At 43.6% G+C, this 12,264-nt stretch carries 8 protein-coding genes; 3 read left to right on the top strand and 5 right to left on the bottom strand.

The genetic code is table 11. From position 1 onward, the window contains the following. Positions 1-41: 41 nt before the first annotated feature. Positions 42-1,106, bottom strand: coding sequence for a YqhG family protein (locus tag MHI51_RS11240; protein ID WP_076277460.1), 1,065 nt, complete (start codon positions 1,104-1,106; stop codon positions 42-44). Further along, positions 1,103-2,848 carry a DEAD/DEAH box helicase gene (locus MHI51_RS11245; RefSeq protein WP_076129985.1) on the bottom strand — a complete coding sequence of 582 codons (1,746 nt, stop codon included), beginning with the start codon at positions 2,846-2,848 and terminating at the stop codon, positions 1,103-1,105. The genes MHI51_RS11240 and MHI51_RS11245 overlap by 4 nt, the downstream gene beginning before the upstream one ends. Positions 2,849-3,252: 404 nt before the next feature. Between MHI51_RS11245 and MHI51_RS11250 the strand changes: the two genes are divergently transcribed. Beyond that, positions 3,253-5,892, top strand: coding sequence for an adenosylcobalamin-dependent ribonucleoside-diphosphate reductase (locus MHI51_RS11250; protein WP_405173871.1), 2,640 nt, complete (start codon positions 3,253-3,255; stop codon positions 5,890-5,892). 392 nt (positions 5,893-6,284) lie between these two features. Here the strand turns inward: MHI51_RS11250 and MHI51_RS11255 are convergent, their stop codons facing one another. Then, positions 6,285-6,683 (bottom strand): cytidine deaminase, encoded by a 399-nt coding sequence (locus MHI51_RS11255; RefSeq protein ID WP_076186474.1) that lies wholly within the window; start codon positions 6,681-6,683, stop codon positions 6,285-6,287. Between the two features lie 239 nt (positions 6,684-6,922). On the opposite strand from MHI51_RS11255, the gene MHI51_RS11260 reads away from it, so the two are divergent. After that, complete coding sequence (locus MHI51_RS11260) at positions 6,923-7,900, top strand: methylenetetrahydrofolate reductase (protein WP_256719063.1); 978 nt, start codon at positions 6,923-6,925, stop codon at positions 7,898-7,900. 146 nt (positions 7,901-8,046) lie between these two features. On the opposite strand, the gene MHI51_RS11265 is transcribed toward MHI51_RS11260, so the two are convergent. Beyond that, positions 8,047-8,937: a LysR family transcriptional regulator gene (locus MHI51_RS11265; RefSeq protein WP_405173872.1), complete on the bottom strand. Its 891-nt coding sequence runs from the start codon at positions 8,935-8,937 to the stop codon at positions 8,047-8,049. Positions 8,938-9,080: 143 nt separating this feature from the next. Here MHI51_RS11265 and MHI51_RS11270 point away from each other — a divergent pair, with 143 nt between their 5' ends. Further along, positions 9,081-10,445, top strand: a complete 1,365-nt coding sequence (locus MHI51_RS11270) for an MATE family efflux transporter (protein WP_341002030.1) — start codon at positions 9,081-9,083, stop codon at positions 10,443-10,445. Positions 10,446-10,495: 50 nt separating this feature from the next. Here MHI51_RS11270 and MHI51_RS11275 read toward each other — a convergent pair whose 3' ends face one another. After that, complete coding sequence (locus MHI51_RS11275; RefSeq protein WP_405173873.1) at positions 10,496-12,241, bottom strand: SGNH/GDSL hydrolase family protein; 1,746 nt, start codon at positions 12,239-12,241, stop codon at positions 10,496-10,498. Between the last annotated feature and the right edge of the window lie 23 nt (positions 12,242-12,264).

Here is a 12,264-nt window from a genome sequence, read left to right on the forward strand (position 1 = left end):
CTCTTGTTTTTTTGCCTGCTTTTAGCGAGTAGGGTCGCATTCTATAGGCTCCGCAGATGAAACAGTCCATAGGTCACCGCAGAAACTGCGATTTGCGGCTCATATTGCCAAATGGTCTCTTGTCGACGCCGATTATACTGCTCTTGAGTCGCTAGGCGTTTTTCTTCGTCAGGCTCCTTCAGCAGCTCTCCATAATAGACATCAATGATGTCCAGTTCAACCCTTAGCCGCTCACGTGCCTGTTCTGCCCAAGTGTAGTCCAGTTCGGCTAACTGAGCGGTAAGATGAGTTTCCAATAAGTCGGTAGCAGCTGCTACTGTCATTTCATAAGGCTGGATATGCACATTTTCCGGCAAGCGTGGCATCATCTCTTTTGTGGAAACTTTTGCATTAAAGTCATCAATGATGGTTCCCTTTGTTAGGGAGATGCCAAGATAATGGAGTTCTTCACGTTTCAAATCGCAGCTCATCTCCACTTTATAGCAGACACTAAGCCATGGCTCGTAAGCGGCAGAGAACAGCGTGTTTCGCTGCCTGCTGCCCGGGTCCTCAAATAAGTAAAGGCATTTCCCTTCGTCCCGAGCGGCGTTCCAAATCTGTTGCAATCGCTTGCTTCCGTAAATAATATCCTCTCTGCGGATCATTCCTGGCCCAATTCGTGGGAGTGCCGGCACAATTCCGAAGTAGCGGGCTAGGATACTTTCCTCCGGGTCAGTAGATGGAGCATTCACTGTTTCTGAGCCCGGGGAGGCGGATTCGAGTAAGTCAGCGCTGGCCTCTGCATCGTTTGTTCCGCCTGTAGTTAGGCTTCCGGTGACAACTTGATTCAAAATGCCAGCACTACGATTTGCAATAGGGGGAACCTCTACTGCAGCTTGACTGTCGTATTTTTCCGGATCAAAAACAAAGGTGAAAGAAAGGGTCTCAGGATCTACACCTGTGCGCTCCACGAATCCCCAATAATACGGCCGGTCGGTGAGCATTTTGTCAGCTCTAGGTGATAATTTCACAGTTACGTGAAGGGGCGAAGCCTCAATGATGGAGCATTCAGTGGCATCAAGATAGTCCATCACATGCTTGCGTACTTCCTGTGCGGTGAGGGTCATGTCGCAGTCCCACTTTCTTTTTTAATACCCTGTGTCAATTCACTGAGGGATTCACCAATATGGTCCAGCTCATGCCGCAATTCTTCGTCGGAGCGGGATTCGAGCATGATTTTGTATAAACTTTTCTCCAGCGATTCCTTCTTTTCAAAACGTTCCAGGATTACATCCAGCCCGCCAATCACCATTTCAAACATATTGATTTTTTCATGCAGCAGATGCAGGATATGTTCTTCAATCGTGCCTTGCGTAGACAAGTTGTAGATCACTACGTCATTTTCTTGCCCTAACCGATGGACACGGCCGATACGTTGCTCCACGCGCATGGGATTCCAGGGCAGATCAAAGTTGATCATATGGTGGCAAAATTGCAGGTTAATTCCTTCACCACCGGCTTCCGTTGCAATCATAACTTGGGCCCGGCCGCGGAAAAGATCCATCATCCAATCTTTTTTTCCACGGTTCATTCCGCCGGAATAAGAGACACACATCAGCCCATGTTCACGGAAATACTGTAGTAAATACTCTTGAGTTGCTCGATATTCCGTGAAAACGATGACCTTTTCATTCATTTCTTGAATGAGGGCTAAGGTTGTTTCAGCTTTAGTGTTTGTTTTAACGGTACGGAGGGTCTGTAGCAGCTCCATCATCCGGTCTCTTTTTGGGGAATCCGCAGGCAGCTTTTTGATCAAATTAACTAAAGTGATAAAGACGGCATCCCGGCTGCTGCACACCTCACGTTGAAGGGTTACCAGAGAAAGCATGCTGCTAAGATTGCCGCCGGATTCCTGATACTGGTCTTTGACAAAGGAAGTAACACTGTTATACAAATCTTTCTCTTCTTGGGAGAGAACTAAGGGAATATTACGGACTTTTCGTTTCGTGAAATTAACTGGACCTTCACCACGGCGATTGCGGATCATGACCTTCGAAAGCTCGTCCCGCAGTTGACCTTCATTTTTGGGCTGGCGTTTATCAACCACGAAATTCGAGGCAAAATCGCCCTGATTTCCAAGTTGCCCCGGCTTCAGTATAGTGATCAGATTAAAGAGTTCGCCCAGATCATTCTGAACGGGAGTCGCGGTGAGCAGCAGGCAATATTTTTTGCGTAATTGCTGTACAAATAGATAATTGGTCGATTTTTTATTCTTCAGCTTGTGAGCCTCATCAATGATCAACATATCGTATTCATTTTCCAGCAAGATTTCCTTATGAGGATCTCGTTTGGCGGTATCCATCGATGCGACGACTATGGCGTTGCCCCAAGAATAGGCTTTTTTCTGAGCGACAGCAGTGATGCCGAATTTCGCATTCAGCTCACGAACCCATTGCAATACTAGAGAAGCAGGTACGAGAATAAGCACTTTGGAGACAAGACCGCGTACGAGATATTCTTTGAGCACCAGTCCTGCTTCAATGGTCTTGCCCAGTCCAACCTCATCTGCAAGAATCGCGCGGCCTGACATTTCGAACAGAACCTTATGCGCTGTATCCAGCTGATGGGGAAGAGGGGACAAGCCGGATAAATGCTTCATACATTGCAGCTCATCGAAGCTCGTTACTAGACCTGTTTCCTCTCCTTGTACGGCAAGCTTAGATAAACGGTAGTCTCCCCATGGGCCGCCCTTTTCCAATTTGAGCTCCAGATCTTGTAACCAATTCCGGTCAAAAGAAAGAGGAACAGGCAGTATCGGCGCGGGTGTTCCCCCTTGCTGGGGTAGAGAATTACGGAATAATTGCGTCATAATGCAGCCTCCTCAAGCTCGGATTTATATCACCATTCGTAAGAGTAGTATGCTCGTAAACGAGAGAATTCATAACCTCCTATTTTTCACGATAGCCTTTAAAAAAGAGAGCAAGAGCGAGAAAAAGCAGCAACGTTTGCGATAATTCGGCAACTTGACTCTATTTTCGAATAAGACCTTCGATACAATATGTGGTATAGTTTAAAAGCTGACGCACACAATATATTGTGACAAAAGCTTGAAAATGTATTTTTTATAGAGTGCTTAGCTGGTATTTGTTATTGACAAGATGAGCTTCCTACATACACCTGTTAAGCAGTGGAGGATGGTAAGGGAGTTTTTGTTGTGGGCCCATACCTTGGACCGGAAACTAATATCTACTACACATGCGGGAGGTTTTTTTATTGAGTAAAGTGGAACGTAAGCAACGCCTTGAAGGGCTAAGTGAAAAAATATTTTTGGATCGTTATGCTTGGAAGGATGCAGACAGCAACAATGCTAAAGTAGGCGATGTTGTATTGGTGCTGACCAAAGATGATCCGAAGTTTCCAACTAAGGAAGTCGGAGAAATTGTGGAGCGCAGTGGTCGAATCGTAACTGTAAAGACGCGCAGTGGCGAACTTGTGAAATCGGATGTTGAAAAGTTGACCCTTAATATAGAAAAAACTCCTGAGGAAATGTGGGACCGTCTATCCACAGCGATGGCTTCTGTAGAGAAGACACCTGAGCTTCAAGCAGAATGGGCGGGCAAATTCCGTTCAATCCTGGATGATTGGAAGCTTGTGCCGGGTGGACGTATTGCGGCTGGTGCAGGTGCTAGTGAAGAATTAACATTGTTCAACTGTTATGTAATCCCTTCTCCAAAAGACAGCCGTGGCGGCATCATGCAGACATTGTCTGAAATGACGGAGATTATGGCCCGTGGTGGCGGTGTAGGCATTAACCTGTCTTCATTGCGTCCTCGTCGTGCGATTGTTAGAGGGGTTAATGGTTCATCCAGTGGTTCCGTTTCTTGGGGCGGTTTGTTTAGTTATACTACGGGGCTTATTGAGCAAGGCGGCAGCCGTCGTGGTGCGCTCATGCTGATGATTAATGACTGGCATCCCGATGTTGAGGACTTCATTACTGTGAAGCAAACGATGGGCCAAGTCACTAATGCTAACCTTTCGGTATGTGTGAGCAATGGTTTTATGAAGGCTGTAAAAGAAGATCTGGACTGGGATCTCGTATTCCCGGATACAACCGATCCTGAATATAACGAAATATGGGATGGCGATCTCGACAAGTGGAAAGCTGCCGGCAAAAACGTTATCCATTATCGCACCGTAAAAGCGCGTGACGTGTGGCGTACGATCATTGAATCGGCATGGAAATCCGCTGAGCCAGGCGTCGTGTTCATGGAATACTATAACCAGATGTCTAACAGCTGGTATTTCAACCCGATTATTTGTACAAATCCTTGTGGAGAGCAAGGCCTGCCAGGCTGGGGAGTCTGCAATCTGTCTGCGGTGAACCTGTCCAAGTTCTACGATGAGAAAAATCATGATGTAGATTGGGAAGATCTTGCGACTACAACCCGTTATTCAGTCCGTTTTCTGGACAATGTAATTGATAAAACACCTTATCATTTCCCGGAAAATGAAGCGAATCAGAAAAAGGAACGCCGCGTGGGTCTCGGAACCATGGGATTGGCGGAGCTGATGATTAAATTGAACATCCGTTACGGCAGCCCGGAATCGTTGGAGTTTCTGGACAAGCTATACGGCTTTATGGCTCGTGAAGCCTACCTTGCTTCGGCAGAAATTGCTGGAGAGAAGGGTTCCTTCCTAGCTTTTGATACTGAGAAATATCTAATGAGCGGCTTTATGAAAAATATAGTCGAAGCGTATCCAGAGGTTGGCGAAGCGATTCGTGAACATGGTATGCGTAACGTTACAGTGATTACACAAGCACCTACAGGTAGTACAGGTACAATGGTAGGTACTTCTACGGGAATTGAGCCTTATTTTGCCTTCAAATATTTCCGTCAAAGTCGTCTTGGCTATGATGAACAGTTTGTTCCAATCGCTCAAGAGTGGCTGGAGGCTCATCCGGGTGAAGAGCTGCCTGACTACTTTGTAACTTCGATGGATCTGTCAGCTAAAGATCATATTCTTGCGCAAGCAGCGATCCAACGCTGGGTAGATAGCTCTATTTCCAAAACAGCGAACTGCCCGTCTGACTTTACGGTTGAGGAGACGGCTGAGCTATATGAAATGGCCTTTGATCTAGGTTGTAAGGGTGTTACGATCTACCGCGATGGAAGTCGTGACGTTCAAGTTCTGGAAACCACGAAGAAGGAAGACAAAAAAGAAGCCGCTCCGGTTGCGGCAGAAGAAGCTACAACTACTGTAGAAGCGAGTACAAGTGTTGTAGCAGCAAGTCCAGCGCCTCAAGTGACTACAAAAGAGGCGGATAAACAATACAAAAAACGTCCGCAGGTTCTGCGCGGCGCTACCTATAAAATCAACACACCATTTGGGATGGCATATATTACGATCAATGACCTTGATGGAATACCGGCTGAAATCTTCCTGAATGTAGGTAAAGCAGGTTCTGACGTATTTGCTATGGCAGAAGCATTAGGCCGCGTCTGCTCCTTGTTCCTCCGTTACGGAGATCATGGTGAGAAAGTGGAGCTGTTGATTAAACATCTGAAAGGCATTGGCGGATCAGGTGCTATCGGCTTCGGCGCGAACCGTGTTGAATCCATTGCTGACGCTGTAGCTAAGGCACTGGAATCACATGTGCTGAACAATGCTCATGATGATCATGTACCTGCTCCGATTGCGGCAACTTTGGAGCTGGAGGATTTCAATGAAGCATTAAATGCGGAGTTGAAATCGAGCGTTCCGTCAGCTACGGAAGATGGACATGGTGGTCATCATGGACATAACCATGCCACGGCTTCCCGTGACCTTTGCCCATCCTGCGGCAGCGCCTCGCTGATTAATATTGAGGGCTGTAAGACTTGTGGCAATTGCGGGTATAGTCGTTGCGGGTAAACTAGAACTGTGACTAGCATAGCTACTAAAAGCAAGCGATCATCGAGAGGAAGTGTTAACCTTTTATCTCAATGGATCGCTTGTTTTTTTTATTATTGATGATGTTCATTGAGAGGTTTTAACTAAATGAGTTTTAGATACTATAGAACTACATACAGACTATGATAAAGAATTTATTGAATTTAGGGTAAGAAATGCTTTGGAAATGATAAAGGTAGCATTTAAAGAAAAAGATAAGGTTGGAATTGCGATTTGGTAAGTAACAACGTATTTACGCGGTGTGTCTGCTCTGTGAACTCTGTGTTCTGACTAAGCTTTTTAACACAAAACACGCGTACTTGTCTAACACAGGTACGCGTGTTTTTGTTATTCCACTACGAGAGGAATTATTTTTACATATCTAAATTCTTGAATGCATAAGGCAATAAATCCTTTAAACTCAGCTCTAAGATCTCTTTTTTCTCATTGGTTAAATAGACAGGCATGTCGGGCAAACAGAATTCCGATAATACTTGTCTGCAGATACTGCATGGCGGCAGAAAATCCATTGTGTCACCTGCTACAGCTATAGCCTGAAAATCACCTTTAGTATAGCCCTTTGTAATAGCCGTGAAGATTGCTGTTCTCTCTGCACAATTAGTAGCGCCAAAAGATACATTTTCTACGTTTACTCCATTAATAACATTTCCATCTTTAAGCAATAAGGCTGCTCCAACTGGAAATTTAGAATAAGGGGCATAAGCAGCTTTCTTTGTGTTACGTGCGCTTTCCATTAATTCTTCTTTATTCATAATACTCACCCTTTTTAAATAAGAATGAACCTTTCGGTCCCCTTATCGCCAACTTTAAGGTTGGCAGGACTTCTAATATTATAGTCACACCAAACGGTTGTCAACATGTACTACTCGATAAGCATCATTAGGGAATCATAGCTTTAAAATATAACTAGATATAGTAAATAGAAGTTACACATATTAAGCCTGCCATGGTAACCTTATCTTAAAAGCGACGAGTAGAGGGGTTTTATAATTTGGGAGCGGCAGAGAATACATTTAAACAAAAAATATTGAGCAAAAAACCGGGTATTATAACATATGGGATGACACCACCGAAGGCAAGCCACGCACCAGAAAAGGTCTCGGAAATCGCCCGGAAACAGGTTGAGAGACTTAAAAACCTTGATTTAGATGCGTTAATTCTGTACGACGTTCAGGAAGAAGTAGACAGAGTGGATCATGAAAGACCTTATCCCTATTTACCAACGATTGATCCGGCTGTCTATGGTGATAAATATCTAAGACAGGTGGAGGTCCCGAAAATAATTTACCGGTGCGTCGGTAATGATACTAGAGCTCAGTTCGAGGATTGGGTTAAAGCTGACGAAAATGAAGATAGATTTTCCGTGTATGTGGGCGCTTCGTCAAGTAAACAAGAGGTGAAATTGAATTTACCAGAGGCTTATAAGCTAAGTAAACAGCTAAATAACAATTTAACTTTTGGCGGAGTTGTCATTCCGGAAAGACATATAAAAAAGAATGATGAGCATATACGGGTTGTCGAAAAGACCAACAATGGGTGCAACTTTTTTATTACACAGGCAACTTATAATGTAGAGGCATCAAAGAATTTATTGTCTGATTTATATTATTACTATACAAATAACGGTTTTGAGATGGTTCCTATTTTATTTAATCTTGCACCATGCGGTACCGCGAAAACATTACAATTTATGAAGTGGTTAGGGATCAGTATCCCGGGATGGTTAGAAAACGAGTTGAAATACTCGAATGATATTTTGGATAAATCAATCCAGCTATCGCAAAAAATCTTTGAAGAATTACTAGATTTCGGGCTGGAGAAGGGAATTCCTATTGGTTGCAGTATTGAAAGTGTTTCAACAAGTAAGTTGGAGATTGAAGCGTCCGTACAGCTTGTTAAAGATGTGAAGGCTATTTTGGATAAGAAGCTGCCGAGTCATGAATCCAACATAACGCAATCAATCATGTAACATATTGCAAAGAACTAGGAAGTAGCGGATGGATTTTGCTAAGCCACCCTACTGCTCAGGATTACCTTATAATGTTGGGCTATAAGCTGCTTCCGGTACACGATCGGAGGCAGCTTTTTTAGCTATATGCTTACAGATTCGCGAGTTTAATGATAGGTATCTTTTATAAATTGAATAAAACGTGCTGTTGCGGTACTAAATAGATTGTTCTTTTTCCAAGCTAATACATGACCTGTCGTACGTTCAGGTTCAAATGGAACAAAACAAGTTTGCTCGCTTTCTCGGATGGTATATGAACCACTCACACAAATGGCATACCCAAGCTTTTGTTCTACCAGCAGCATGGCATTTGTCAGCAGATTGTGTGAGGCAAAGATACATAAGCTGCCATTTTCAACTCCAAGCCAGCTCGTAATTTCATTTTGTACAAGAGTACGGCGGGGGAGGATTAGAGGTAAAGAAAGAATATCCTCAATTCCAATAGAGATTTTCTGGGCTAGAGGGTCATCCCGTCGCATCAGAATTCCCCACTTTTCCTGATAAGGCAGACGAATGTAGTCATATTTGGCGGCTTCAATGGGTTCCAATAATATACCTATATCAATATTTCCCCGGTCTAGCTTTTCTCGAATATCATCACCATCCGCACTATATATTTCATATTGTACTTTCGGATGCCGATTGGAGAACTCTTCTAGTAACTTTGGTAATGCCCTGGATACAGAGGATTCAACACAACCTATCGAAACTACTCCGCCAACTAGCTCTTTTTGCTCTGCCAGATCCCGTTCTGTTTTATCCAATAGCGCAACAATTTCTTTTGCCCGCTGCTGAAAGAGAAGTCCACTATCTGTTAATGTAATCTGTCTTTTTCCCCGAATAAACAAGCCGGTTCCCAATTCTTCTTCTAGATCCATAAGCTGTCTACTTAATGTTGGCTGGGTAATGTGGAGAATTTCTGCTGCTTTTGTTATATTACCAACCTTAGCCACGGTTAAAAAATATCTGAGAACACGCACATCCATTATTTTTAACATCCTTTCAAATTACAGCTGATATATTAGCATTGTCATATATATATGCATTTTAGGCATGGTACGTAATCCAACATAGGTATTAGATATTTATCGCTTTTGAATTTACCATAGATTTAATACCAATACAAAACGGAGCTAATCCTATGAGTAAACTGGAAAGTGCGATTACGAAACCAAGATTATTTTCAGACAAAGAACTAATGAAATTATTCCTGCCATTAATTATTGAACAATTATTAGAAGCATTGGTAGGGTTGGTGAATTCTATCATGGTAGCTTCTGTTGGAGAATCAGCAGTATCGGGTGTATCTTTAGTTGAAATGGTCATGTTACTGTTGATTAGCTTATTTGCAGCATTAGCTACTGGAGGAACGGTAATTGTCGGTCAATATCTTGGAAAAAAGCAAGCGCATCAGGCTAGAGAAGCAGCGAATCAATTAGTTTGGTTTACGGGTGCAGCTGGGTTAGTGATTATGATATTGATTTATTTGCTGAAGGGTTTTATTTTAAATGGGCTTTTTGGAACGATTACAGAAGAGGTATATGGGCATGCCAATACTTATTTATTAATTGTTGGGGCTTCCGTTCCTTTCTTGGCTCTATATAATGCAGGTGCAGCCGTATTCAGAACGATGGGAAACTCCAAGCTGCCTATGCAAATTATGTTGGTTGTGAATCTTGTGAATATAGCAGGGAATGCGCTATTGGTTTATGGTTTTGACATGGGGACAGCCGGCATCGCGATTCCAACTTTAATTTCCAGAACGGGCGCTGCTATTTGTATTCTTGTGTTAATCTCTAACCCTAAGAATCTCCTCTATCTGAAAAAGACCTTGCGGCATAAATTTGATACTAAGATGATCAAACAGATTATGAGAATTGGTGTCCCTTATGGGCTGGAAAATGGCATGTTTTATATTGGAAGGTTATTGATATTGAGTTTGGTGTCCACATTTGGAACGGCGGCAATAGCAGCAAATTCAGTAGGAAGTACTATTGCTTCCTTGCAGGCATTACCTGGGATGGCGATTGGTTTAGGGTTGTCTGTTGTTATTTCTCGATGTGTGGGGGCTGGGGATTATGCTCAAGCTAGATATTATACGAGAAGGATTATTGGTTTTATTTATATGGCACAGGTAGTCAGTTCTATTGTGAGTTTAGCTTTATTTCCAAGCATATTGAGCATCTATCATTTTTCAGCAGAAGCGGAACTCTGGGCAACAAAGATTGTGTGGAGTCATGCGATCGTTATGATGTTGATCTGGCCTTTTGGAAATACGCTGCCCACGGTTTTTCGAGCTGCTGGAGACGCCAAATTTCCTTTGGTCATCAGTATGATTACTATGATTTGTTGTAGAATTATGTTTGCTTATATATTGGTATATTGGCTGCATATGGATATGTTTGCAACGTGGATCGCAGTTTATTGCGACTGGCTGATCAAAGGGGTTCTGTTTATTTGGCGGTACGTTAGAGGGAAATGGACAAAATTCCATGCGATACAATAAGGATAACCCCGATGTAGATTACATCGGGGTTATCATCTCTCTAGGTCAACTCACTTAGCATTATAGCCGAAGCCAAGTATAGTAAAAGACTTGTCCTGATCTTCCGGCACCATTCTGATTTCTACCTGATGCTCCCCGCTAACCTCATTTTGATAAAGAATTACCGGATTGCAATGTGTCCAGTTATTCTCATGTGGATCAGCGGTGACTACAAGACAACCATCGACGTAAATGTTCGCCTTGCCGAATTCGCTGCTGCCAGAATCCTTGTATACCAGGATAAGATTTTTGCTTGTTATCGTCAGCTTGAAGCTGTGTTCCCCAGAAGACGCTGAATGCATCCAATTATGAGGGAATTCCGGAGTTCCAAAAGGATTGGCATCCATTTCTACCCGCTGCAAATCGGTATCGATCCTCGAAAATCCGCCCACCTCGATCCTGCCTGCGTCAATATGGCTTTTGCGGTCCAGCAGAAGGGTTCCCGCAAAATCATTCCCGATGACCGGATGTTGATCCAATAGGAGATCATCTTCGTCCATTAGCGTTTTGTGGGTTTCGGAGAATAAATAAGCCAGACAATCAGCCATCACCCGGTGACCATCATTAGTAGGATGATAGATATCATAGAAAAATTGCCGTTTTGAGAGGATGTTCCCCTCATTTTTGCTTAGGCGGAACTGCCCGGATACCGCATCTTTTACACTAACCATAGGAAGATTATAACGCCGGCCAATGGGGGAGAGCCGTTCCTGCAGGTTCCAGTCATTCATAAACACGCTGAACAGGAGAACTACAGCCGGTCTATTATCGGCGGAAAGTATTTTTAGGCATAAGCTTTCAAAACAGTTGCCTTTCGTTTCATCACCTTCGTCGTTTACCGCAAATTCTACCACCACGATATCAGGTGTTACAGAACCTTCCCGGAGAATATCCCTTTCATAACGGATGACCCCAAGCTCGGATGGTGTTCCACCTACCCCAGCCTTCACAAAATGGATGTTCTCGCCACCATTCGTACCGAATAATTCCTTAAATCTCAGATACGATTGGTAGGCATAACATTCTGTATGGATCGGCTTAGCACCTGCTCCCTGTGTAATGGAACCCCCAATATAAGCAATCGTGACATCCTCACCTTTTATAGCCTTATGGATGGCCGTTTTTAATCTTTTATTATTGCCCGGATGAAGCAAGGATTGGGTAATGATCTCCCGGTATTCGTTAGAATCAAACGCTACAGGCGGTTCAATGATTAGCTCTGGTACAGAATAACCGTCATGCAAATAAAAAATTATACTCGCGATGGCCAGTTCGCCTTCATGTTTAAATTCAAAAGCGAATTTGCCGAGCACTGCATCCTCTTCAGACCATTCCAAATCCTCTAACTTTAAGAGGACTTCTGAACCGTCGGAGGGACAGGGCACACGTATGCTGCTGCCTGTTTCGTATTTGCTGGTTTTGCCCCAGTTCTGCAATAGAAAAGAGATGGGCTCGTTCTGCTCAGGATCCCTTCTCACAGACACTCCGATACTATGGACTAATTTGCGAAATCCAACACAGTTTCCTAGCAGCTCCAGTATTGTCTCATCAGTGACGCCGCCAATATATCTGGCCTTGTCGATTAGATAGTTACCTTCCAGATAAACTTCCTGTGAAGGTGGACCTTCGGCCCGGGCTGTCGCCTCAATCGCTGTTTCGTAGAGCACAAAAAAACCGTTCCTGCGTTCAGCCGGGTCCTTGGGCGCCTTTGGACCTTCAATCTTGCCACCTGTAATGACCCCGTTATTGTTTTTCATATTGATCATCCTCGCTTTTTGTA

The sequence above is a fragment of the Paenibacillus sp. FSL H8-0260 genome (genome assembly GCF_045040625.1).
In the GTDB taxonomy this organism is placed as follows: Bacteria; Bacillota; Bacilli; order Paenibacillales; family Paenibacillaceae; genus Paenibacillus_AQ; species Paenibacillus_AQ odorifer.